Here is a 22,393-nt window from a genome sequence, read left to right as displayed (position 1 = left end):
TCAAAGCATCTTTATCAATATGACAGACCACTAAATCCGATCCGAAAGGATCGGAAAGTGCTCTATCTTGTTGATAATTAGAGCATCTTTATCCGATCAGATGATTCCATCTGATCGGATGATGCTCTAGCGTGGCGTCAGTGTGGCGAGATAGGCGGCGATGTCGGCGCGGTCGGCGCCGGTGAGCGCGTGGGCGATGCGGCGCATCACATAGTTCTTCCCCTGCCGTCCGGCGGCGATGGCGGACAGGGCGGCGAGCGTTGCCGCCGGCTTCAGGCCGGCGAGGCGCGGGGCGCCGATGGCGGGATTGCCGGCGAGATCGGCGCCGTGACAGACCATGCAGGGCAGCACCCCGCCCGCCGTGCCATGGGCGACGATGGTTGCGCCGCGCGCCGGATTGCCCGCTGCTTCGCCTTGGGGCGGGAGGGCGGCCACGGCGAGAGACGGCGGCAGGAGGAGGGTGGCGAGCAGCGCCGGCCGGAAATACGACACGGGCAGATCTTGCCTTCCCGTGTTACTGGCTGGCCGGGCGGCCATCGGCGCCATAGACGGTGAAGGGCACGGTGAGCGGCGGGGCGGCGGCGAATGTCAGGGTGACGCTCGCGGTCTGTCCCACCGCCATGTGCGGCTTCATGCACATGATGTGATAGGCGCCGGGAGAGAAGCGGAATTTGCCATGGGCCGGGATGGTGATGGATTGCACGTGGATCATCATGTCCATCCCGCTATGGTTCAGGCTGCGGTGCAGCATGGCGCTGCCGCAGGCGGGGGAACGGACGCCGGTGAGCACTGCGGGGCTGTCGCTTTCATTGGCCAGGGTGACGAAGCCGGCAGCCGGGATTTGTGGCAGCAGGTAGCGGAACCAGCCATCTTTGGCGGTGATCGCGGGGGCGGCGGGAGCGGCGGCGGCGGGCTGGGCCAGCCCTGCGGCGACCAGAACGGCGGCGACCAGAACGGCGGCGAGGAAAGCGGGGCGGCGCGGCATCAATAATTGTCCATCGTCTTGCGGATGAGCGCGGCCACGCCGGGCAGGTCGGGCCGCGAGGAGGGGAAGGTCGCGAGCAGGGCGATGGCCCACCCGTTCGGCCCGAAGAGATAGGTGGCGCTGCTGTGGCGGATGGCGCCCTCGGGATCGGGCGAATCGGGGCCGGTGGGGGCGCGGTAATAGACGCCGAAGCGCTGCGCCGCCGCCTTGAGTTCCGCCGGCGTGCCGCGCAGGCCGGTGAAGACCGGCGGCGGGCCGAATTTGGCGACGAAGGTCTTGAGCCGGGCGGCGGTGTCATAGGCGAGGTCGACGGTGACGAAGACGACCCGCAGATCCTTCCCGTACTTGCCGAGCAGGGGGACGAGTTTCGCCGCGTTTTGCAGGGTCAGCGGGCAGGTGTCCGGGCAGCGGGTAAAGCCGAAATAGAGGATCACCGGATGGCCGCGAAAGGTGGAGGCGGTGACGGTCTGGCCGGTTTCGACATCCTGCATGTGCAAGGCGAGCGGCGGCAAATGGCCTTCGAGCGGGATGATGGCAGGGCCGGCGGGGGCGCTTTCGGCCGAGGCGGAGCGCAGGGCGAGGCCGCCGAGGGCGAAACCGGACAGGCCGAGCATGGCCCGGCGGTCAAGGGCGTGTCGTGACATCGTGAACCTCCGTGGGAGGCCTTGTTAGAGCGGGATTCAGCACCCGGCAAGTCAGGCTCGCGTGAGGACAGGGCGGCAGCGCTTGACCGGCCGGCGCGGCGCGGCCATGCGATGCGGTCATGAAGCAGATGCAACCGGGCAGCGCCGCGCTGCTCGTCATTCTCGCCGCGACGCTGGCGCGGCTGGTGCTGGCCGCCGGCATGGGGCTCGGGATCGACGAGAGCTACATGGTCGCCGCCGCGCACACGTTCCAGCTGTCGTATTTCGATCATCCGCCGGTCTCGTGGTGGATGGAACTCGGCATCCAGCGGCTGACCGGGCTGCACACGCCGTTCATCGTGCGGCTGCCGTTCATCGCGACGTTCGCGGCGACGAGCGGGCTGATGTACGGGCTGACGCGGCGGCTGTTCTCGCCGGCGGCGGGGCTGTGGGCGGTGATCGGGTTGAATATCTCGCCCGTGTTCTCGTTTGCCTTCGGCACCTGGGTGCTGCCGGACGGGCCGCTGGATGCGTTCCTGGTCGGCGCCGCCTGGGCGCTGGCGCGGGCGCTGGGGATCGGGCGGACGGAGCAGGCGGCCACGCCCGATCCGGAATTCTGGCCGCTGGCGGGCATTCTGATCGGGCTCGCGATGGCCTCGAAATACAACGCGGTGCTGGTGCTGGCGGGGGCGCTGCTGTTCCTGCTGGTGGATGCGCGGGGGCGGCTGGCGCTGGCGACGCCGGGGCCGTGGGTGGCCTGCGTGCTGGCGGCGGGGATGTTCTCGCCGGTGGTGATCTGGAACGCGCTGAATGGCTGGGCCTCGTTCGGCTATCAGGGCGACCGGGCGGCCGGGCTGGCGCTGCACCCGCTGCGGCCCTTCGTGATCTGGGGCGGGGAGGCGCTGTTCGTCGCGCCCTGGATTTTCGTCCCCATGATCGGGCTCCTGATCGGCGGGCTGCTTGGGCGCGACCGGCGGGCGCGGCTGCTGGCCTGGCTCGGCGTCGTGCCGGTGGCGCTGTTCTCGGTGATCGGGTTGTGGTCCTCACGCAAGATTTTGTTCCACTGGGCGGCGCCGGGGTATCTCATGTTGTTCCCGCTGCTTGGCGACTGGGCGGTGCGCCAGCGCGGGGCGCTGCTTCTGTGGATCGGCCGGGCGGCGGCGGGGACGGCGGCGCTGCTGGCGGTGGCGGTGCTGTTCATCGCCGTGCAGGTGCGGCTCGGCATCGTGCCGGGGTTCGATGCGATGTTCCCGCCCGGAAAGTCGCCCACCTTGCAGGCGATCGACTGGACGAGTTTCCGCGCTTCACTCAAGGCGCGCGGGCAGCTCGACCGGCCGGGGCTGGCGCTCGCGGCACTGCGCTGGTTCGATGCGGGGAAGATCGCCTATGCGGTCGGGCCGGGAATGCGGATGACGGTGTTCGAGGGCAATCCGCATGAATTCGGCGTGACCACGCCGCCGCAATCGCTGATCGGAGAGAATATCCTGATCGCGGCGATGCCGGGATCGGTCTCGGCGATCGAGAAACGCTATGCGCCGCGGTTCCGCTCGATCACGGTGGAGCCGCCGATCGACATCGTTCATGACGGGCATGTGCTGCTGCGGGTGCCGGTGCTGATGGGGCACGATCTGCTCTCCTGGCCGGCGGCGCGGCGCTAGAGCATCATCCGATCAGATGAACTCATCTGATCGGATAAAGATGCTCGGTTTGTCAGTATGATAGAGCATCATCCGATCAGATGGGCTCATCTGATCGGATCAAGATGCTCTAGTAATCAAAAAGATAGAACACGTTCCGATCCTGATGGATCGGAACGTGTTCTAGCGTTCCGCAACTTCCAGCGTTCCGCAACCGAATCGGTCTCGTTGCTTGATCGGGGCATCATCCATGCCCATTTGTCATGAATGCAACCGATCCTGACGCGCGATCACGCGCTGTTCCTCGACCTGGACGGCACGTTGCTGGAATTTGCCCCGACGGCGGAGGAGGTGGCGGTGCCCGAGGGGCTCGCTTCGATGCTGCGCGGGCTGGCGGCGCAGCGCGACGGGGCGCTGGCGATCCTTTCGGGGCGGTCGCTCGCGCAGATCGACGTGGTGACCGGCGCCCCCTTCCCCGCCGGCGCCGAGCACGGCTTCGTGCTGCGCGACGCGGCGGGGGTGATCCATCATCCGCTGCACGAGACGGCGAACCGCGCGGCGTGGCGGGCGGCGCTGGAGGCGGCGGCGGCGGCGCATCCGGGCGTGCGGATCGAGGCGAAATCGGCCTCGCTGGTCGCGCATTTCCGGGCGGCTCCCGCGGCCGGGACGGCGCTGCGGGAGATGATCGGCGCGATGATCGCCGCCTCGCCCGAGGTGGAATTGCTGGCGGCGAACATGGCCTGGGAGATCCGCCCGCGCGGCGCGGGCAAGGGGCGCGCGCTGGAATGGTTCATGGCGCGGCCGCCTTTCGCCGGGCGGGTGCCGGTTTTCGTCGGCGATGACGTGACCGACGAGGAGGCGATCGCGGCGGCGGCGGCGCAAGGCGGGCATGGGCTGCATGTGCATCGCGATTTCGGCGGCAGGCCGGGTGCTGTGCTGGCCTGGCTCGGCAGCGCCCTCGTGCCGGGAGGGGTGTGAGATGGGGCGGCTCGTCGTCGTGTCCAACCGGGTGTCGCTGCCCACCGACAAGGGGGCCAAGGCCGGCGGGCTGGCGGTGGCGCTGGAGGAGGCGATGATCCCCGGCTCGCTCTGGTTCGGCTGGTCGGGACGGCGGAGCGCGAGCGATGCGGGACGGACGGCCATCGCCGAGCATCGCGGCATCACCTATGCGACGCTCGATCTGAGCGAGGCGGAGTATCGGCGCTTCTATGTCGGCTTCTCCAACGGCGCGCTGTGGCCGCTGCTGCATTACCGCAGCGGGTTGTTCGACTTCCGGCGCGACGAGTTCGAGGGGTATCTCGCGGTCAACGAGAGATTCGCCGCCCGGCTCGCGCCGCTGCTGGACCCGGACGACGTGATCTGGATCCATGACTACCAGCTGCTGACCATGGCCGAGGCGCTGCGGCGGCGCGGCGTCACCAACCGGATCGGGCTGTTCCTGCATATCCCCTTCGTGCCGCCGGCGATGCTGCACGTGCTGCCGGAGGCGTGCCAGCTGGTGCGGGCGATGGCGGCGGCGGACCTCGTCGGGTTCCAGACCGAGGGCGACCGGGCGAATTTCCTGGAGTGCGCCGCCTCCTGCATGGAGCTGCACCGCGACGGGGCGGGCGGCTTCGTTCATGACGGGCACCGCACGATGACGACGGTAACGCCGGTGGGGATCGACGCGGAGGGCTTCGCGCGCGCAGCGCAGCGGGCGGCGGGGATGGCGGATTCGCGGCGGCTGGTGTCGAGCCTGGTGGGGCGGGCACTGGCGATCGGGGTGGACCGGCTGGACTATACCAAGGGGTTGCCGCAGCGCTTCGACGCGTTCGGCCGGCTGTTCCAGCGGCACCCCGAGCATCTGCGCCGGATCAGCCTGTTGCAGATCGCCGCCCGCTCGCGCGAGGATGTCGACCGGTATCAGGCGCTGCGGCACGAGCTGGACCGGCAGGCCGGCAAGATCAACGGCGCCTATTCGGATTTCGACTGGACGCCGCTGCGCTACATGACGCGGGCGGTGAACCGCGCCACCATCGCCGGGTTCTACCGGATCGCCAGCATCGGGCTGGTGACGCCGCTGCGCGACGGGATGAACCTGGTGGCGAAGGAGTTCATCGCCGCCCAGGACCCGGCGGACCCGGGGGTGCTGGTGCTCTCGCGCTTCGCCGGGGCGGCGGAGGAGCTGACCGAGGCGCTGATCGTCAATCCGTATGACGCCGACCAGGTGGCGGATGCGATGCACGCGGCGCTGCTGATGCCGGCGGAGGAGCGGGTCGCGCGGCATGCGGCGCTGCTCGGCAAGATCAGGGCGCGGACCGCCGCCTCATTCTGCCGGAGCTTCCTCGACCAGTTGCGCGAGATCGAGCGCTGAGGCGCGTGCCGCCGCCAGCATATGCACGGGCGGCGCGGCGGTGACGGTGAGTTTCGGCTCCAGCGGCAGGGCGAGCGCGCGGGCGAGCAGGCAGAGCCCGTCGGAAGCGGTGCCGTAGAGTGGATCGCCGACGATGGGGAAGCCGGATTCGGCGCAATGGACGCGGAGCTGGTGGGTGCGGCCGGTGCGCGGGCGGAGTTCGAGCAGGGCCCTGCCCTGCCCCGCCGCGAGGCATCGCCAGTCGGTGATCGCGGGGTCGCCGCGCGGATCGGGCGCGATGCGCCAGCCGCCCTGGGTGGCGCGGCGGGCGAGCGCCAGTTCGATCGTGCCGTGCGGCGCGGCCGGAACACCCTCGACGATCGCCCAGTAGGTCTTGCCGACGCGGCGGGCGGCGAAGGCGCGTTGCAGCGCGACCAGCGTGGTCTTGCGGCGGGCGATGGCGAGGCAGCCGGAAGTGTCGGTATCGAGCCGGTGGACCAGCCACGGCCCGTCGGCGCCGCGCCGCCAGCGGGGGAACCAGTCTTCCACGCTCGGGCCGCCGGCGCGGCCGGCATGGCTCGGCAGGCCGGCGGGCTTGTCGATCACGATCAGGTGGGTCGAGTGGTGGAGGATGCGGGGCTCGGTCATCGCTCGCTCAGCGTCGTGCCATGGCCGGGCGCGGGTTCAGGCCGGGCGCGGCGGGGGGCGGAGATGGGCGGGCACCGCGAAGCCGAGGCGGCTCGGGATGTCCCATACCTCGTCGATCCGGCGGACGATGCGAAAGCCGGCGCGCTGGTAGTTCGGCAGGGCGCGGGGATGATCGGCGGTGCAGGTGTTCACCGTCATGCCGCGGACCGGGCCGGAGAAGACCCGCTCGATCGCCGCCCCCAGCAGGGCGAAGCCGAGGCCGCGACCGATCACCTCGGGCAGCAGGCCGAAATAGCTCAGATTGACATCCGGCCAGGAGGTCGCGTCCAGCTCGAAGAAGCCGGCGACCGCGCCATCGACCCGCAGCACGTACACCGCGATCGCCGGATCGGCCAGCAGGCGGGCGAGCATCGCATCCGGCATGATCCGCCGCAGCCACCACAGCCAGGGCTGGCCGACACGGTCGTAGAGGTCGCGATAGGTCGCGAGATCCATGTGCGGCACAGGCTCGATCGTGGCGCCTTCAGGCAGGTCGGGCCATGTGCGGGCGGGCATGCGGTCCATCCGCAGGAAGGTCACGGTGACGCAGGCGCGGTCGAAACTCTCGCCGGGGCGGACGCGGGCATATTCGAGCATGGCGCGGCTCAGTCCTCGAGGAAGCTCCTCAGCTTGCGGCTGCGCGAGGGATGCTTGAGCTTGCGCAGGGCCTTCGCCTCGATCTGGCGGATGCGCTCGCGGGTGACGTTGAATTGCTGGCCGACTTCCTCAAGCGTGTGGTCGGTGTTCATGCCGATGCCGAAGCGCATGCGCAGCACGCGCTCCTCGCGCGGGGTGAGCGAGGAGAGCACGCGGGTCGCGGCTTCGCGCAGATTGGCGTGAACCGCGGCATCGAGCGGGATGATCGCGTTCTTGTCCTCGATGAAATCGCCGAGATGGCTGTCTTCCTCGTCGCCGATCGGGGTTTCGAGGGAGATCGGCTCCTTGGCGATCTTGAGCACCTTGCGCACCTTCTCGAGCGGCATGCCGAGCTTCTCGGCCAGTTCCTCGGGGGTGGGCTCGCGGCCGATCTCGTGCAGCATCTGCCGCGAGGTGCGGACCAGCTTGTTGATCGTCTCGATCATGTGGACCGGGATGCGGATGGTGCGCGCCTGATCGGCGATCGAGCGGGTGATCGCCTGGCGGATCCACCAGGTCGCGTAGGTCGAGAACTTGTAGCCGCGGCGGTATTCGAATTTGTCCACCGCCTTCATCAGGCCGATATTGCCTTCCTGGATCAGGTCGAGGAATTGCAGGCCGCGATTGGTGTATTTCTTGGCGATGGAGATGACGAGGCGGAGATTGGCCTCGATCATTTCCTTCTTGGCGCGGGTGGAATCGCGCTCGCCGCGCGAGACGGTGGCATAGACGCGGCGGAATTCCTCGATCGGCAGCTGCGCCTCGGCGGCGATGCGGCCGATCTGGGCGCGCAGCTCGGTGATGCGGGTGCCGTAGCGCTCGACGAAGATTTTCCAGCCCTTGCCGGGGCGCTTGGCCACGTCGTCCAGCCAGGTCGGGTCCATCTCGCGGCCGCGATAGGCGGCGAGGAAGTCCTCGCGGGTGATCTTGCAGCCCTCGGCGAGGCGCAGCATCTGGCCTTCCAGACCGTTGAGCCGCTGGTTCAGCTCCTTGAGCTGGATCACCAGCTCCTCGATGCGGTTATTGTGCAGGCTGACCTGCTCGACCTTGGCGACCAGCTCGTCGCGCAGCTTTTCGTAGGTCTTTTCCGAGCGGGAGGCCATTTCCTCGCCGGCGTTCATCGCGTCCAGCCGCTTGTGCTGGAGCTTCATGAACTTCTCGTAGAGCTTCTCGACCTCGGTGAAGGTTTCGAAGACCTCGGGCTTGAGCTTCTCCTCGACCGCGGAGAGCGAGAGGCCGCTGGATTCGCCTTCCTCGTCCTCCTCGGGTTCCTCGGCGACCGGGGCGTTGGGGTTGAAGCCGGCATCGCCGCCGCCCTGGGTGGCTTCGAGATCGATCACGTCGCGCAGCAGCATCTTCCCGTCCTTGAGGGATTCATGCCACGAGATGATCGCGCGGAAGGTGAGCGGGCTTTCGCAGAGCCCGCCGATCATCATGTCGCGCCCGGCCTCGATGCGCTTGGCGATGGCGATCTCGCCCTCGCGGGAGAGCAGCTCGACCGTGCCCATCTCGCGCAGATACATCCGCACCGGATCATCGGTGCGGCTGCCGCTCGACTCGCTGATGTTGCCGGAGGCGGTTTCCTCGTCCTCGGTCGCTTCCTCGTCCTTCTCGGCGCGGGCGGCGGGTTCCGGCTCCTCGCCTTCCTCGCCCTCGACCACCTGGATGCCCATTTCGCTGAGCATCGACATCACGTCCTCGATCTGCTCGGAGCTGTTCTGCTCGGAGGGGAGGACGGCGTTCAGCTCGTCGAAGGTGATGTAGCCACGCTCCTTGCCGCGGGCGATCAGGCGCTTGACCGAGGCGGACTGGATGTCGAGCGTTGCGGTGTCGGCCTCGGCCTCGGGCGCCGCGGTCTCGGCTTGGGCAGCTTGTTTGGTCGCCATCAGTGCATCAATCTCCAGGGCAGCAACGCGAAGGGCGCGCTCGGTTCAGGCGTCAAGGTCGGCTTCGCCCCGCTCGGCGCGATAGCGCGCTTCCACGAGGGCCCGCAGACGGGTGTTGTTTTCGGGCGTCGGATCCTGCTCGAACCTCAGTCTCTGTTCCTCGCATTGTTGCCGCAGCCAGTCCAGATTCATCAGGCCGTATAGTCCGTACCAGAGCGACTGCAACGCATCGGCGCCGGTTGCGGACGTGTCGGTTCCGGTTCCGGGGCGCGGAATGCCGGCAAGAACGAGAGCGGCCTCCTCACCCAGACCTGACTGGGTCAAATGGTTGAGCAGGTGTTCAGAGTCAAGGGTTTCGGCGGTGGCGAGCCATGCGGCCATCGCGGCGCGCAGGCGGGCGCACTCCTCCGGCAAGGCGAGCAGGCCGAAGGCCTCCTCCAGCATCGGCAGCAGGTCGGGATGGGCGATGAGCAGGCCGGTCAGCAGCCGGGCGCGGCGGCGATGGGCGATGGCGGTGTCGATCGGAGGGCGGGGCAGGTTGAGCAGCGGCGGGTTGGCGAAGCCGGGACGCGAAAAGCCGGAACGCGAAAAGCCGGGACGCGAAAAGCCAGGACGGAAGGCCGCGCTGCCGCCGGGACGGGCCGCGGACGCGCGGTCGCGCCGGGCGGCGAAGAAACGGTCGAGCAGGGCGGCGCGGTATTCGCCGGCCAGGGCGCGGTCGTCGATCAGGCGGGCGAGCGCCTCCAGCCGGGCGCGCAGGGCGGCGCGGCCTTCCGGGGTGGACTGGTCGGCCGCCTCGGCGAGCAGGTCGTAGAGCGTGTCGGCCAGCGAGGGGATCGCGGCGAGGCGGGCGGCGAAGGCGGACGCGCCCTCACGGCGGACGAAACTGTCCGGATCATCGCCCGGCGGCAGGGCGAGCACGGCGAGGCCGCGCTCGGGGGTGAGCTGCTTCAGCGCGAGTTCGATGGTGCGCAGGGCCGCTCTGCGGCCGGCGGCATCGCCATCGAGGCAGAGGATGGGGCGCGGCGAGAGGCGCCAGAGTTCCTCGAGATGGGAGTCGGTGAGTGCGGTGCCGAGCGGGGCGACCGCGCCGGCGAAGCCGGCGGCGGCGAGCGCGATCACGTCCATATAGCCCTCCACCACGATCAGCGCCGCGCCGGTGCGGATGGCGGGGCGGGCGGAGTCGAGCCCGTAGAGGGTGCGGCGCTTGGAGAAGAGCGCGGTTTCCGGGCCGTTGAGGTATTTCGGCTGGCCATCGCCGAGCAGGCGGCCGCCGAAGCTGAGCATGCGGCCCTTGCGGTCGCGGATCGGGAACATCACGCGGTTGTAGAAATAATCGACCGCGCCGCGCTCGCCCTCCTTCATCAGCCCGGCCTCGATGAGGCGGGATTCGGCGATGCCCTGGCGGGCGAGTGCGGCGCGCAGCGCCCCCCTGCCCTCGCCCGACCAGCCAAGGCCGAAGCGGGCGATGGTCGGCGCATCGAGGCCGCGGGCGGCGAGATAGGCGCGGGCGGCCTCGCCCTCGGGGGCGGCGAGGCGGCGGCGGTATTCGGCGGCCGCGGCTTCGAGCACATCCGCCAGCTCCGCCTCGCGCTTCTGCGCCTCGGCGATGGCGGGGCTCGGCTTCGGCACCTCCAGCCCGGCCTCGGCGGCGAGGCGCTCGATCGCCTCGATGAAGCTCGCCCCCTCGCTCTGCATCACGAAGCTGATGGCGTCGCCATGCGCGCCGCAGCCGAAGCAGTGATAGTGATCGTCGTAGACGTAGAACGAAGGCGATTTCTCGTTGTGGAACGGGCAGCAGCCTTTCTGGTCGCGGCCGGCGCGCTCGAGGCGCACGCGGCGGGCGACCAGCGGGACGAGCGGCGTGCGGTTGCGCAGCTCGTCGAGAAATTGCGGCGGCAGGCTCATCCGCCGGCCAGCTTCGCCTTCACCGCGGCCGAGGCGGCGGCCATGTCGAGGGCCGCACCGTGCGCCGCCTTCAGCGCGGCGATGACCGCGCCCATCTGTTTCGGGCCGGTCGCACCGGTGGCGGCTATGGCGGCGGCGATGGCGGCATCGAGCGCCGCACCGGCGAGGGTTTGCGGCAGATAGGCCTCGATGATGGCGATTTCCGCCGCCTCGCGCGCGGCAAGCTCGGGGCGGTTGCCGGCGAGATATTGCGCCTCGGACTCGCGGCGGGATTTGACCATGCCGCGCAGCAGGGCGACGAGTTCGGCCTCGGCGATCGCCTCGACGCCGCGCGGGCGGGCGGCGATGTCGGCGTCCTTCACCTTGGCGAGGACCATGCGCAGGGTGGAGACGCGGATCTCGTCGCGCGCGCGCATGGCGGATTTCAGGTCTTCGGTCAGGCTGACGCGCAGGGCGGCGGCGGCTTCGCCGGGAACATTCGCTTGTGTGACGGTCATGACGGTCTCCGAACTTGTGCCGGCCGCGGACGCGGGGCGGCGCGGCCGTCAGCCGAAGGCCGCGCCCGTGCCGGCCAGCACGCCCGACGCCGCAAGGACGAGCAGTCTATCGCCGGAGAGCGGCCGGGAAAAGAGATATCCCTGGGCATCGATGTCGGGATAGGCCAGCAGGGCGGCGGCGTGCGCCTCGGTCTCGACGCCCTCGACGGTGACGCGCAGGCCGAGCGTGCGGCTGAACTCGATGATCGCCCTGACGATCTGAGCGGCGTTGCCCGGACGATCAAGCTCGCGGATGAAGCTGCGGTCGATCTTCAGGCGGTCGAAGGGAAAGGTGCGCAGGGTGGAGAGGGCGGCGAAACCGGTGCCGAAATCGTCGATCGCGATGCTGCAGCCAAGGGCGCGCAGGCGGCGGAGATTGTCGATCGTGCGGTCGTCGGTGGAGAGCAGGGCGGTTTCGGTGACTTCGAACTCGATGCGCCGGGGATCGAGGCCGGAGGCGGCGATGACCGCGGAAATCTGGTCGAATTGCAGCGCCTCGCGCAGATGCAGGGCGGAGAGGTTGATCGAGATCGAGATCTCGGGCGGCAGGCGCAGGGCGAAGGCGGCGGCCTCGGCCAGCACATGGCGGGTGACGGCGCCGATCAGCCCGCCGCGCTCGGCGATGGCGATGAAACCCTCCGGCCCGATCACGCCGCGCTGGGGATGGCGCCAGCGCACCAGCGCCTCGACCGCGCGCAGCCGGCGGCTGCGCAGATCGACGATCGGCTGGTATTCGAGGAAGAGTTCGCGGTCGTTCAGGGCGCGGCGGATGTCGCGCCGCAGGCCGCGCTGGGTCTGCACCTGGCGGTCCATCGCCTGGTCGAAGAGCTGCCAGGCGCCGCGGCCGCGCTGCTTGGCGCGGTAGAGGGCGAGATCGGCGTTGCGCAGCAGGGCGTCCGACGTGTCGGCATCCTCGGGCGCGAGGGCGATGCCGATGCTGACGCCGATCTCGACCGTCATGCCGTCGAGCCCGTAGGGCGGGGAGAGGCGCTCGATGATGCGGTCGGCCATCGAGGTCGCGTCGAGCCGGCTGCCGCCGGGCAGCAGGACGGCGAATTCGTCGCCGCCAAGGCGGGCGGCGATGTCGGTGTCGCGGATGGCGCCGCGCAGGCGGCCGGCGACGGCGCGCAGCAGGCTGTCCCCCAGGGCGTGGCCGTAGCTGTCGTTCACCGCCTTGAACTGGTCGAGATCGAGATAGAGCATGGCGGCGCCGGCGGTGGCGAGCGCCTGGTCGGCCAGGACGCCGAAAGCGGCGCGGTTGAGCAGCTCGGTCAGCGGATCGTGACGGGCGAGGAAATCGATCCGCTGGCGGGAGCTGTGCGCCACCGTGACATCCGAGCCGACGCCGCGATAGCCGGCGAAGAGGCCGTGATGGTCGAGCGTGGGCTTGCCGGTGAGCGACCACCAGCGGCGGTCATCCGCCGGGCCGACCGGCACCAGCAGGTCGCGGAACGGCCGGCGCAGGCCGATCTGACGGCGCAGTTCGGCATAGGGGTCGGAATTGGCATTGCCATCGGCGGCATCGGTATCGGCCGCGCTGGCATCCGTGGCGCCGAGGCTGGCGAGGAAGGTGAACAGGTTGCCGCCGATCGCGGTGGCGTCGCGGCGCGCTGCCTCGGCCAGACGCGGCGAGGGATGGACGAGGTTCAGCCGGGCGTCGGTCTCCCACAGCCAGTCGCTCGCATTGTCCTCGAAATCGCGCAGCAGCATCTGGATCGTCTCGTTGATCCGCCGCAGCTCGAAGGTGCTGACGCCGTGCTCGACCATGCGGCGGTTGAGCACGACCATGGTGAACAGGACGAAGGCGGAATAAAGGGCGAGCGTGATCACGATGGCGGGCTGCCAGAGACTGGCCGAGACGCGCAGGGCGGCGAAGGCGCCGGCGGTGAGCGGCAGCCAGAAGGCGAGCCTGGTGGCGAGCGGGCCGGCGGAAATGACGCTGGACAGCAGGCCGATGAACACGCCGATCAGCAGCCCCTGGCTATCCGGCGGCACCGCGCGGATCAGCAGGTTCAGATAGACCGCCCAGGCGGTGCCGAGCACCGCCGTGACGCCGTTGAAGGCGATGCGGATCAGCAGCAGGTCGGACCGGCGGCGGCGCAGTGCGGGCCAAGCGGCGGCGACGCCGAACAGGACGAGGCAGGCCAGCAGCAGCACGGCGAGCGACGCCGCCACTGCCGGGCGGTGCAGCGTGGCGCGGAAATCGACCGCGAGGACGATGGCGATGCCCATGCCGACCAGGCTCGCCACCCGGGTGAGCCGGGCGCGCAGCTCGAACCCCTCGATCGCCACCGACTCGGCGAGGTGGCGGGGCACCGCATCCGCGCCCAGCAGCGCGCGGATGACGCCGCGCAAGGCGGCCGGGCCCCCGGGCGATGGCCGGGAAAGGTCAGACATCGGCGGCGGGGGCTGCTGCGGGGGCGGCGAGATCAGTCATGAGGCAGGGGGAAGTGTTCCACGACACGTCTCTGGACTGGCGTTTCTCTAAATAGGTTCACTGTTTGCAATTTTTTGCAGCAAAAATGATATTTATATGTAACGATATATACATATGGCCGCAATGTTGCAAGCAGCGCACGCATGTGCGGCGCAGGCAGAGAGGGCGGAGCGGGATGAAAACCGGCCGGACGGCTTGGCCCGGCCGGGCGAGGAGGGTCCGGTTATCGAGAGCGTCGGGCGCCATCCGATCCCGCAGGATGGATGGCGCCCGCGCGATCAGAAGGCGGACAGGCCGGTCTGGGCGCGGCCGAGGATGAGGGCGTGGACGTCGTGCGCACCCTCATAGGTGTTGACGGTTTCGAGATTCACCATGTGACGGATCACGTGGTACTCGTCGACGATGCCGTTGCCGCCATGCATGTCGCGCGCGAGGCGGGCGATGTCGAGCGCCTTGCCGCAATTGTTGCGCTTGAGCAGGGAGATCATTTCCGGCGCCGCCTCGCCGGCATCGAGCAGGCGGCCGAGGCGCAGCACGCCGTGCAGGCCGAGCGTGATCTCGGTCTGCATGTCGGCCAGCTTCTTCTGGACGAGCTGGGTGCCGGCCAGGGGGCGACCGAACATCTGCCGGTCCAGCGTGTATTGCCGGGCCGCGTGCCAGCAGAATTCGGCAGCACCCAGCGCGCCCCAGGCAATGCCGTAGCGCGCGTTGTTGAGGCAGGAGAACGGGCCGCGCAGGCCCTTCACGCCGGGGAGCATGCGGTCCTCGGGGACGAAGACGTCCGAGAGCATGATCATGCCGGTGACCGAGGCGCGGAGCGAGACCTTGCCTTCGATCTTGGGCGTCTCCAGCCCTTTGGAGTCGCGATCGACCAGGAAGCCGCGGATCACGCCCTCGTCATCCTTGGCCCAGACCAGGCAGACATCGGCGATCGGCGAGTTGCTGATCCAGGTCTTCGAGCCGTTCAGCACAAAGCCGCCATCAACCTTCTTCGCCCGGGTGCGCATCGAACCCGGATCGGAGCCGGCATCGGGCTCGGTGAGGCCGAAGCAGCCGACCCATTCGCCGGTGCGCAGCTTCGGCAGGTAGCGGTCTTTCTGGGCCTCGGAGCCGAAGGCGTAGATCGGGTACATCACCAGCGAGGACTGCACCGAGAAGGCGGAGCGATAGCCGGAATCGACGCGCTCGACCTCGCGGGCGATCAGCCCGTAGGCGACATAAGAGACATCGGCGCAGCCATGGGTGGACAAAGTGGCGCCGAGAAAGCCCAGCTCGCCCATTTCGGACATGATCGAACGGTCGAAGCTTTCTTCGCGGAAGCCTTTAAGGACGCGCGGGAAGAGCTTGTTCTGGCAGTATTCGTGCGCCATGTCGCGGATGGCGCGCTCGTCTTCGGTCAGTTGCGCGTCGAGATGGAGGGCGTCCGACCAGTCGAACGGGGTGAACCCCCCCTTGCGGCCCGTCTTGCGGGGTGCGGCTTCGTCTATCCTCTTGATCTCGTTCATGCGGCGATTTCCGTATCCTCGTTGTGTTTGTCCTGGTCCGCGCCTTCCTCGCGGGGCCGGGACGTGTCGCGCCGGCGGATCTGCATGAAGGCGGGAATGTCGTTGCCGAAGCCGACCACGGCATCGCGCGGGGATTCGGCGCGGCCGCCGCGCTCGGCGCGGTCAGACCGATCGGGGCGCTCGGCGCGGTCAGACCGCTCGGGGCGGTCGGCGCGGTCGGGACGCTCGGACCGCTCGGAGCGGTCAGACCGCTCGGGACGGTCGGGACGTTCGGACCGTTCGGGGCGGCGGCGCTCGCCGGACCTGGCGGTTGTTGCGGCTTTGGGGCTCGCGGGTTCGGCGGCGGTGGCGGGCTTGGCGGCGGGTTTCGCCGCTCCCCTGCCCTTGCCGCGGCCGCGGCGGCCACGGCCGTCGGACTCCTCCCACTCCACCGGGTCGAGACCATCGACGGCGAGGCGGGGGATTTCATGGCCGGTGAGCCGCTCGATCGCCTCGACCGCGATCCGGTCCTCGGGGCCGGCGAGGGTCAGGGCGCGGCCCTGCAGGCCCGCCCGGCCGGTGCGGCCGATGCGGTGAACGTAATCCTCGGCGTGGTGCGGGACGTCGAAATTGAAGACATGCGACAGGCCGCCGATATCGATGCCGCGGGCGGCGACGTCGGAGCAGACGAGCAGGCGGATCTCGCCGGCCTTGAATTTCTCCAGCGTCGCGAAACGGGCCGATTGCGGCATGTCGCCATGCAGCATGCCGGCGGAGAACTGGTGCCGGACCAGCGACTTGCAGAGAATGTCGACATCGCGCTTGCGGTTGCAGAACACCAGCGCGTTCTGCACTTCCTCGCTGCGGATCAGCCGGCGCAGCGCCTCGCGCTTGTCATGCGTCGCGACGAGGGACAGGCCCTCGGTGATGGTGGTGGCGACGGTGGCCGGGCGGGAGACGGTGATTTCCTTCGGGTTCGAGAGGAAGGCGTCGGCCAGGCGGCGGATTTCGGGCGCCATGGTGGCGGAGAAGAACAGCGTCTGCCGCATCGCCGGCAGCATGGCGACGATGCGCTCGATATCGGGGATGAACCCCATGTCGAGCATGCGGTCGGCCTCGTCGATCACCAGCACGCGGACATCGGAGAGCAGCAGGCCGCCGCGCTCGAAAATGTCGATGAGGCGGCCGGGGGTGGCGATCAGCACATCGACCCCGCGGGTCAGCACGTCGCGTTGCTCGCCCATGCTCTCGCCGCCGATCAGCAGCGCGTGGTTGAGCTTCAGATGTTTGCCGTAGAGGACGAAATTCTCGGCGACCTGCAGGGCCAGTTCGCGCGTCGGCTCGAGGATGAGCGAGCGCGGCATCCGGGCGCGGGCGCGCGAGCCGGACAGGATGTCGAGCATCGGCAGGGTGAAGCTCGCGGTCTTGCCGGTGCCGGTCTGCGCGCAGGCCAGCACGTCCCGCCCCATCAGCACGACGGGGATCGCCTGCGCCTGGATCGGCGTCGGCGTCGTGTAGCCCTTCTCGGCGAGCGCTGTGAGGATGGGTTCGGACAGGCCGAGCGGCGCGAAGCCGGTTTCGGCCGGCGGTTCGGCGGCCGGTTCAGTGGCAGTGGTGGTGGGCGTGTGGGGCTCGATATCCCAGGATTCGGACAATATGCGGACCAATTCGGACAAGAGAAACTGATATGGCCCAGCCGGCTCGCCCACGCGCGGATAACGGCGCGGGTGGGAAAATCGGGCATGGGCGGGAGGGCGTTCAACGCTGCCCTTCACACCTCCGGTATCAGTGCAGACCACGTAAAAGTCAAGGTGTTGCCGTGTGCTGCGGTGTTCAGAGCGGCAGGGTGACGATCACCCGGAGGCCGCCGAGCGGGCTGTCGGCGAGGTGGAGGTCGCCGCCATGGGCAGCGACGATGTCGCGCGCGATGGCGAGACCAAGGCCGGTGCCGCTGGCGCTGCCGCTCTCGAAGGGGCGCAGCATCGCCGCGCGGCGGCTTGCGGGGAGGCCGGGGCCGTCATCGTCGATGGTGATCCGCAGGGTTTGCCCGCCTTCCTGGGCGGCGCCGATGACGATTCGGCCGGCGGCGTGGCGGGCGGCATTGTCGAGCAGGTTGGCGAGCGCGCGGCGCATCGCCTCCGGCCGCAGCACCACCGGGGGGAGCGGGGCGAGATCGAGCCCGATCGGCGCGCCGCCGCGCGCCGCCCGCGCCGCCAGATCCTCGATCAGCAGGGCGAGGTCGGCCGGTTGCGGCTGCTCGGTGCCCTCGCCGCGGGCGAAGGTGAGGTAGAGGCCGATCAGCCGCTCCATCTCGGCGATGTCCTCGGTCATGCCCTCGAGATCGGCGGTGTCGGGCGGCATCATCGCGAGGGCGAGGCGCAGCCGGGTGAGCGGGGTGCGCAGGTCGTGCGAGACGCCGGCGAGCATCGCGGTGCGCTGGACGAGGAAGCGGCGGATGCGGTCCTGCATCCGGTTGAAGGCGGTGGCGGCGCGGCGGACCTCGATCGCGCCCTCGGGGCGGATCGGGCCGGGATCGCGCCCCATGCCGAAGGCCTCGGCGGCGAAGGCGAGGCGGCGGATGGCGCGGATCTGGTTGCGCAGGAACAGGATGGCGATGCCGAGCAGCAGGATGGTGACGCCGGCGAGCCAGGCGAAGAAGATGTAGAGCGCGCCGACATAGAGCCGCTTGCGCGGCACATCGACCGTGAGCACGCCGCCCGAGAGCTGGATGTCGACCCGGATCATCCCCGGCGGGCCGCGCCAGGCGAGGGTGAAATCGCGGTCGAGATTCTGCCGCAGGGCGCGGGCGAGATCGGTATCGACCGGGCCGAAGGCGTGCGGCAGGCCGCGCGGGGTGAGCGTGGCGCCGGGATGGACGCGGATGCGGAACTCGAAGCGCCGGGCGGCGTGGGCGAAGATGCGGCTGCGGGCGGCGGGGTGGAGCGTCGCCTGGTCGAGCACGAAGGCGATCTCGCCGGCGACGCTGCCGGCGAGGCGGCGGGAGAGAACGTCGAGATGGCTGCCATAGAATATTTGCAGGGCGACGCCCTCGAGCAGGACCAGCGGCAGGACCACGATCAGCAGGGTGCGGCCGAACAGGCTGCGCGGCAGGATCTTGCGCAGCACGCGGTCGGGCTCGAGACCGCGCGGGGCCAGTCTCATGTGGCCAGTCTCATGTGGCCAGTCTCATGTGACGGGTCTCATGGGGCGGGTCTCACTGTGGTTAGTCTCATGAGGCGAGCCTCATGGGCCGGGCTTGAGGACGTAGCCGCGGCCGCGCACGGTTTGCAGGTAGCGCGGCTCGCGCGGGTCGGGCTCGATCTTGCGGCGCAGGCGGGTCACCTGCACGTCGATCGCGCGTTCGCCGGCCTCGTCCATGCCGAGGATCTCGGCCAGCGCCTCGCGCGAGAGCACCTCATGGGCGCGGGCGGCGAGGACGGCGAGCAGGCTCGCCTCGCCGCCGGTCAGGCGGACCGGGCCGCGCAGGGTGGTGAGTTCGCCGCGGGCAGGATCGAAGCTCGCCGCCCCCAGCCGGACCGGGCCGGCTTGCTGCGCGGGCGGCGCGGCGCGGCGGAGCATCGCGCGGATCCGCAGCAGCAATTCCCGCGGGTCGAACGGCTTGCCGAGATAATCATCCGCCCCCGCCTCGAAGCCGGCGATGCGGTCTTCCGGCGCGCCGCGGGCGGTGAGCAGCAGGATCGGCAGATCGGGCGCGCGGTCGGCGCGGAGGGATTCGACGAAGTCGAGCCCGGTTTCCTCGGGCATCATCACGTCGAGCACCATCATGTCGGGGTCGACCACGCGCAGGGTTTCGCGGGCGGCGGCGGCACTTTCGGCGACGGTGACGCGAAAGCCGTTCTCGACCAGGTAGCGCTGCATCAGGGCGCGCAGGCGGGCATCGTCATCGACCAGCAGGATATGGGCGCCGGCCGCCCCGCTCATCGCCGCGCGGTGCGCCCGGCATCGGCCCGGTCGAGATAGGCGCGGGCCTCATCCTTCATCATGCCGCGCAGCACGCGGCGGAACCCCTCGACGGCGGGGCCGCCGGCCTCGCGGAAGGCGGCGGTCAGGCGCTCGCGCTGGGCCTCGAACAGCTTGCGCTCCAGCGCCGCCCCCGCGGGCGTGAGGCTGAGCAGGCGCTGGCGGCGATCCGCCCGGCCGGGAATCTGCTCGACATAGCCATCGCGGATCAGCGGGCCGAGGACGCGGGCGAGGCTCTGCTTGGCGATGCCGAGAATGTGTAGCAGCTCGCCGACCGGCAGGCCGGGGTTGCGGCCGATGAAATGCAGCGTGCGGTGATGCGCGCGGCCGAAGCCCATTTCCGCGAGAATCGCGTCCGCCGCGGCCACGAGGTCGCGGTTGGCGAAGAAGATCATGTCCTGGGCGAGGCGGAGTTCTTCCTCGCGGAGGAAAAGGAGACCGGCAGCCGTGCCGGGTTGGGCTGTCTTTTCGTGCATGGCGTCGATGCCCATACTGAAGCGGGACGTCTGTGATAAGACAGGAATTATGGCTTTCCTGCAAGAACCGTTGCGCAGCCGCGCGCAATCGCCGTCAAAACCTCATTCCTGCTCCCTGAGAAACATCGCTTGGCCATCGCGGGCGGCCTGGATTAAGAGTTGGGTTCCTCGTTCGAGGAGACCGACATCAAAGAGGACGCGAGGCGATGAGTCTGATTCCGTTTGACGACCGCGACGGCATGATCTGGTGGGACGGCGCGCTGCGCCCCTGGCGGGATGCCAAGCTGCACGTGCTGAGCCACGGGCTGCATTACGCCTCCGCCGTCTTCGAGGGCGAGCGGTCCTATGGCGGGAACATCTTCCGCCTCCGCGACCATACCAACCGGCTGATCCAGTCGGGCAAGCTGCTCGGCTTCGACATTCCCTTCACCGCCGACGAGATCGACGCCGCCTGCAACGAGGTGCTCAAGGCGAACGGGCTGACTGACGCCTATGTCCGCCCCCTCGCCTGGCGCGGCTCGGAGATGCTCGCGGTTTCCGCCCAGCAGACCAAAATCCATCTCGCCATCGCCGCCTGGCCGTGGCCGAACCTGTTCGGCAACGACCGGATGAAGGGCATCACCCTCGGCATGGCGCAGTGGCGCCGGCCGGACGCGCGGACCGCGCCGACCGCCTCGAAGGCCGCCGGGCTCTACATGATCGGCACGCTCTCGAAGCACGCGGCCGAGGCCGAGGGGTTCAACGACGCGCTGATGCTCACCCTCGACGGGCATGTCGCCGAGGCGACGGGGGCGAACATTTTCTTCGCGATCGACGGCGAACTGCACACGCCGACGCCGGATTGCTTCCTCGACGGGATCACCCGCCGCACCGTGATGGCGCTGGCCCGCGCGCGGCAGATCCCGGTGCATGAGCGGCACATCCTGCCCGAGGAGATGGCGAAGGCGAGCGAGGTGTTCCTCGCCGGCACCGCCGCCGAGGTGACGCCGGTGCGCCAGATCGGCGAGCTGACCTTCACCCCCGGCCCGATCACCGAGACGCTGATCGCGGATTATACCGCCCTCGTCCACATGTCGCCGGAAGAGGTGGCCAAGCGGGCGGCGTGACCGTACCGCGGTTTGGCGACCACGCGGCGAACGAGCGCACCTTCCTCGCCTGGGTGCGCACCGCCATCGCGGTGATGGCGTTCGGCTTTCTCGTCGAACGCTTCAACCTGTTTCTGCAGGTGGCCGGGCAGTCGCTCGGCCGCACCTTCACCGTGTCGGGGACGCTGGCCTCGGACGCGGTGGGGATCGCGCTGATCATCGCCGGGGCGCTGATGGTCGCCGCCGCGATGCTGCGCTTCGTCGCCAACCGGCGGGCGATTCTCGACGAGGCCGCCCGCGCGCCGGGGAATGACCGGCTCGACCTGGCACTCGCCGGGATGATCGTCGCACTCGGGCTGGGGCTCGCGGCCTATCTCGCGGTGACGATCCTGCGCGGGGCGGGCTGATCCAGATCGCCGACGCCCGGCAGGATTGCGCTGACGGGGCGTTTGCCGGGTTTCGCGGCGGCGTTATGATCAGATGATGTCATCCGCACCACGCGCTGTCGCCGAAGCGGCGCCGGATCTCGCGACGAGCCGGCGCCTGCCGCTGCTGCTCGGCTTCCTGATCGCGATCGGGCCGGTGTCGGTCGACATGTATCTGCCTGCCTTTCCGACCATCGCCCGGCAGTTCCACGACCCGGCCGGGCCGGGGCTGACGCTCGCCGCCTATTTCGCCGGGCTCGCCGCGGGGCAGATGACGCAGGGGCCGTTTTCCGACCGGGCCGGGCGGCGGCTGCCGATCCTGCTCGGGCTCGGGCTCTATATCGCCGCCTCGATCGGCTGCACGCTGGCATGGAACACGGCATCGCTGTCGTGGTTCCGGCTGCTCGCCGCCTTTGGCGGCTCGGCCGCGGTGGTGGTGCCGCGGGCGATGGTGCGCGACATCGCCGACGGACCGGCGGCGGCGATGCTGTTCTCGCGGCTGATGCTGGTGATGGGGGTGGCGCCGATCATCGCCCCGATTCTCGGCAGCGCGGTGATCGCCTTCGGCTCGTGGCGGTGGATCTTTGTCCTGGCGACGCTCTACGGGATCGTCGCGATCGCGATGGTATGGGTGAAGCTGCCGGATACGCTGCCGGTCTCGCGGCGGAGCACGGTGGGGTTTCGCACCATCATCATCCGCTACGGGCAGATCGCCGCCGAGCGCGGCTTCCTGACCCATGCGCTGACCGGCACCTTCGCGATCGGCGCGCTGTTCGCCTATCTTGCCGGCACGCCGGCGGTGTTCATCGGCGCGTATCACTGGCACCCGCTCGCCTATGCGCTGCTGTTCGGGCTGAATGCGGCGATCTATATCGGGTTCAACCAGTGGAACCCGCATCTGGTGGCGCGGGCGGGGCTGCGGCCGGTGATTTCGGCTTCGGTCGTCGCACTTTTGTGCGGGACCATCGTGCTGGTGGTGGCGGCGCTGCGCGGCGGCGGGCCGCTGCCGATCATCGCCGGGCTGTTCATCTGCCAGGCGAGTTACGGGCTGACGCTGCCAAGCGCGCTGGTCGCCGCCCTCTCGCGGCACCAGGCGCATGCGGGCTCGGCCTCGGCCCTGCTCGGCACCTGGCAATATGTCGGCGGGGCGATCACCGGCGCGCTGGTCGGCGCCTTCGCCGACGGCACCGCCCGGCCAATGGCCTTCGCCATGTTCGCATGCGCGTCCCTCGCCGCACTCGCCGCCGCCTTCCGACCCCGACGCCTGACCTGACA

At 69.6% G+C, this 22,393-nt stretch carries 20 protein-coding genes; 6 read left to right on the top strand and 14 right to left on the bottom strand.

What is annotated here, in order from left to right:
- Nucleotides 1-126: 126 nt before the first annotated feature.
- The 3 genes from HUW10_RS17110 to HUW10_RS17100 are packed head-to-tail and all read right to left on the bottom strand — an operon-like array spanning nt 127 to nt 1,629.
- Complete coding sequence (locus HUW10_RS17110) at nt 127-492, bottom strand: c-type cytochrome (protein ID WP_174504569.1); 366 nt, start codon at nt 490-492, stop codon at nt 127-129.
- A gap of 22 nt (nt 493-514) precedes the next feature.
- Nucleotides 515-985 (bottom strand): copper chaperone PCu(A)C, encoded by a 471-nt coding sequence (locus HUW10_RS17105; protein ID WP_174504568.1) that lies wholly within the window; start codon nt 983-985, stop codon nt 515-517.
- Nucleotides 985-1,629 carry an SCO family protein gene (locus HUW10_RS17100; RefSeq protein ID WP_174504567.1) on the bottom strand — a complete coding sequence of 215 codons (645 nt, stop codon included), beginning with the start codon at nt 1,627-1,629 and terminating at the stop codon, nt 985-987. Before HUW10_RS17100 ends, HUW10_RS17105 begins: the two co-directional genes overlap by 1 nt.
- A 119-nt stretch (nt 1,630-1,748) precedes the next feature.
- Between HUW10_RS17100 and HUW10_RS17095 the strand changes: the two genes are divergently transcribed.
- The 3 genes from HUW10_RS17095 (at nt 1,749) to HUW10_RS17085 (ending at nt 5,598) form a co-directional block, all read left to right on the top strand.
- Entirely contained in the window at nt 1,749-3,266 is a 1,518-nt protein-coding gene (locus HUW10_RS17095) for a glycosyltransferase family 39 protein (protein ID WP_174504566.1), read from the top strand.
- 246 nt (nt 3,267-3,512) lie between these two features.
- Nucleotides 3,513-4,223 carry a trehalose-phosphatase gene (gene otsB / locus HUW10_RS17090; protein ID WP_174504565.1) on the top strand — a complete coding sequence of 237 codons (711 nt, stop codon included), beginning with the start codon at nt 3,513-3,515 and terminating at the stop codon, nt 4,221-4,223.
- A gap of 1 nt (nt 4,224) precedes the next feature.
- Nucleotides 4,225-5,598: a trehalose-6-phosphate synthase gene (locus HUW10_RS17085; RefSeq protein ID WP_174504564.1), complete on the top strand. Its 1,374-nt coding sequence runs from the start codon at nt 4,225-4,227 to the stop codon at nt 5,596-5,598.
- Here the strand turns inward: HUW10_RS17085 and HUW10_RS17080 are convergent.
- The 11 genes from HUW10_RS17080 to HUW10_RS17030 all read right to left on the bottom strand — a co-directional run bounded on the left by HUW10_RS17080 (nt 5,551) and on the right by HUW10_RS17030 (nt 19,608).
- Nucleotides 5,551-6,225, bottom strand: coding sequence for an RluA family pseudouridine synthase (locus tag HUW10_RS17080; RefSeq protein WP_174504563.1), 675 nt, complete (start codon nt 6,223-6,225; stop codon nt 5,551-5,553). The two genes, HUW10_RS17085 and HUW10_RS17080, sit on opposite strands and share 48 nt — an antisense overlap.
- A 36-nt stretch (nt 6,226-6,261) precedes the next feature.
- Complete coding sequence (locus tag HUW10_RS17075; RefSeq protein ID WP_174504562.1) at nt 6,262-6,861, bottom strand: GNAT family N-acetyltransferase; 600 nt, start codon at nt 6,859-6,861, stop codon at nt 6,262-6,264.
- Between the two features lie 8 nt (nt 6,862-6,869).
- Nucleotides 6,870-8,786, bottom strand: coding sequence for an RNA polymerase sigma factor RpoD (rpoD, locus tag HUW10_RS17070; protein WP_174504561.1), 1,917 nt, complete (start codon nt 8,784-8,786; stop codon nt 6,870-6,872).
- A gap of 45 nt (nt 8,787-8,831) precedes the next feature.
- Entirely contained in the window at nt 8,832-10,694 is a 1,863-nt protein-coding gene (dnaG, locus tag HUW10_RS17065) for a DNA primase (RefSeq protein WP_174504560.1), read from the bottom strand.
- Nucleotides 10,691-11,191 (bottom strand): GatB/YqeY domain-containing protein, encoded by a 501-nt coding sequence (locus HUW10_RS17060; RefSeq protein ID WP_174504559.1) that lies wholly within the window; start codon nt 11,189-11,191, stop codon nt 10,691-10,693. Before HUW10_RS17060 ends, dnaG begins: the two co-directional genes overlap by 4 nt.
- Before the next feature lie 48 nt (nt 11,192-11,239).
- Nucleotides 11,240-13,627, bottom strand: coding sequence for a bifunctional diguanylate cyclase/phosphodiesterase (locus HUW10_RS17055; protein WP_174504558.1), 2,388 nt, complete (start codon nt 13,625-13,627; stop codon nt 11,240-11,242).
- A 318-nt stretch (nt 13,628-13,945) separates the two neighbouring features.
- On the bottom strand, nt 13,946-15,172 hold the full coding sequence (locus HUW10_RS17050; RefSeq protein ID WP_174504557.1) for an acyl-CoA dehydrogenase: 1,227 nt from the start codon (nt 15,170-15,172) through the stop codon (nt 13,946-13,948).
- A complete protein-coding gene (locus tag HUW10_RS17045; protein WP_371808639.1) occupies nt 15,169-16,806 on the bottom strand; it encodes a DEAD/DEAH box helicase in 1,638 nt (545 codons plus the stop codon). The genes HUW10_RS17050 and HUW10_RS17045 overlap by 4 nt, the downstream gene beginning before the upstream one ends.
- Before the next feature lie 178 nt (nt 16,807-16,984).
- Nucleotides 16,985-18,313 carry an ATP-binding protein gene (locus tag HUW10_RS17040; protein ID WP_174504555.1) on the bottom strand — a complete coding sequence of 443 codons (1,329 nt, stop codon included), beginning with the start codon at nt 18,311-18,313 and terminating at the stop codon, nt 16,985-16,987.
- A gap of 81 nt (nt 18,314-18,394) precedes the next feature.
- Nucleotides 18,395-19,093 carry a response regulator gene (locus tag HUW10_RS17035; protein WP_174504554.1) on the bottom strand — a complete coding sequence of 233 codons (699 nt, stop codon included), beginning with the start codon at nt 19,091-19,093 and terminating at the stop codon, nt 18,395-18,397.
- Nucleotides 19,090-19,608 carry a MarR family winged helix-turn-helix transcriptional regulator gene (locus tag HUW10_RS17030; RefSeq protein WP_174504553.1) on the bottom strand — a complete coding sequence of 173 codons (519 nt, stop codon included), beginning with the start codon at nt 19,606-19,608 and terminating at the stop codon, nt 19,090-19,092. The genes HUW10_RS17035 and HUW10_RS17030 overlap by 4 nt, the downstream gene beginning before the upstream one ends.
- 206 nt (nt 19,609-19,814) lie before the next feature.
- On the opposite strand from HUW10_RS17030, the gene HUW10_RS17025 reads away from it, so the two are divergent.
- The 3 genes from HUW10_RS17025 to HUW10_RS17015 all read left to right on the top strand — a co-directional run bounded on the left by HUW10_RS17025 (nt 19,815) and on the right by HUW10_RS17015 (nt 22,391).
- Nucleotides 19,815-20,714: a branched-chain amino acid aminotransferase gene (locus HUW10_RS17025; protein WP_174504552.1), complete on the top strand. Its 900-nt coding sequence runs from the start codon at nt 19,815-19,817 to the stop codon at nt 20,712-20,714.
- Complete coding sequence (locus tag HUW10_RS17020) at nt 20,711-21,100, top strand: YidH family protein (protein WP_174504551.1); 390 nt, start codon at nt 20,711-20,713, stop codon at nt 21,098-21,100. Before HUW10_RS17025 ends, HUW10_RS17020 begins: the two co-directional genes overlap by 4 nt.
- Before the next feature lie 76 nt (nt 21,101-21,176).
- Nucleotides 21,177-22,391 carry a multidrug effflux MFS transporter gene (locus tag HUW10_RS17015; protein ID WP_174504951.1) on the top strand — a complete coding sequence of 405 codons (1,215 nt, stop codon included), beginning with the start codon at nt 21,177-21,179 and terminating at the stop codon, nt 22,389-22,391.
- Nucleotides 22,392-22,393 lie beyond the last annotated feature (2 nt).

Source organism: Acidiphilium sp. C61 (assembly GCF_905116885.1).
Classification (GTDB): Bacteria; Pseudomonadota; Alphaproteobacteria; order Acetobacterales; family Acetobacteraceae; genus Acidiphilium.
This window is presented reverse-complemented; position numbering and strand designations above follow the sequence as displayed.

Bases quoted from the DNA above. Each gene is read 5' to 3' on its own strand.
- rpoD (WP_174504561.1), bottom strand. From the start codon at position 8,786: ATGGCGACCAAACAAGCTGCCCAAGCCGAGACCGCGGCGCCCGAGGCC.
- HUW10_RS17035 (WP_174504554.1), bottom strand. From the start codon at position 19,093: ATGAGCGGGGCGGCCGGCGCCCATATCCTGCTGGTCGATGACGATGCC.
- HUW10_RS17100 (WP_174504567.1), bottom strand. From the start codon at position 1,629: ATGTCACGACACGCCCTTGACCGCCGGGCCATGCTCGGCCTGTCCGGT.
- HUW10_RS17060 (WP_174504559.1), bottom strand. From the start codon at position 11,191: ATGACCGTCACACAAGCGAATGTTCCCGGCGAAGCCGCCGCCGCCCTG.
- otsB (WP_174504565.1), top strand. From the start codon at position 3,513: ATGCAACCGATCCTGACGCGCGATCACGCGCTGTTCCTCGACCTGGAC.
- HUW10_RS17095 (WP_174504566.1), top strand. From the start codon at position 1,749: ATGAAGCAGATGCAACCGGGCAGCGCCGCGCTGCTCGTCATTCTCGCC.
- HUW10_RS17055 (WP_174504558.1), bottom strand. From the start codon at position 13,627: ATGTCTGACCTTTCCCGGCCATCGCCCGGGGGCCCGGCCGCCTTGCGC.
- HUW10_RS17040 (WP_174504555.1), bottom strand. From the start codon at position 18,313: ATGAGACTGGCCCCGCGCGGTCTCGAGCCCGACCGCGTGCTGCGCAAG.
- HUW10_RS17075 (WP_174504562.1), bottom strand. From the start codon at position 6,861: ATGCTCGAATATGCCCGCGTCCGCCCCGGCGAGAGTTTCGACCGCGCC.
- dnaG (WP_174504560.1), bottom strand. From the start codon at position 10,694: ATGAGCCTGCCGCCGCAATTTCTCGACGAGCTGCGCAACCGCACGCCG.
- HUW10_RS17050 (WP_174504557.1), bottom strand. From the start codon at position 15,172: ATGAACGAGATCAAGAGGATAGACGAAGCCGCACCCCGCAAGACGGGC.
- HUW10_RS17080 (WP_174504563.1), bottom strand. From the start codon at position 6,225: ATGACCGAGCCCCGCATCCTCCACCACTCGACCCACCTGATCGTGATC.
- HUW10_RS17015 (WP_174504951.1), top strand. From the start codon at position 21,177: ATGTCATCCGCACCACGCGCTGTCGCCGAAGCGGCGCCGGATCTCGCG.
- HUW10_RS17025 (WP_174504552.1), top strand. From the start codon at position 19,815: ATGAGTCTGATTCCGTTTGACGACCGCGACGGCATGATCTGGTGGGAC.
- HUW10_RS17030 (WP_174504553.1), bottom strand. From the start codon at position 19,608: ATGCACGAAAAGACAGCCCAACCCGGCACGGCTGCCGGTCTCCTTTTC.
- HUW10_RS17085 (WP_174504564.1), top strand. From the start codon at position 4,225: ATGGGGCGGCTCGTCGTCGTGTCCAACCGGGTGTCGCTGCCCACCGAC.
- HUW10_RS17105 (WP_174504568.1), bottom strand. From the start codon at position 985: ATGCCGCGCCGCCCCGCTTTCCTCGCCGCCGTTCTGGTCGCCGCCGTT.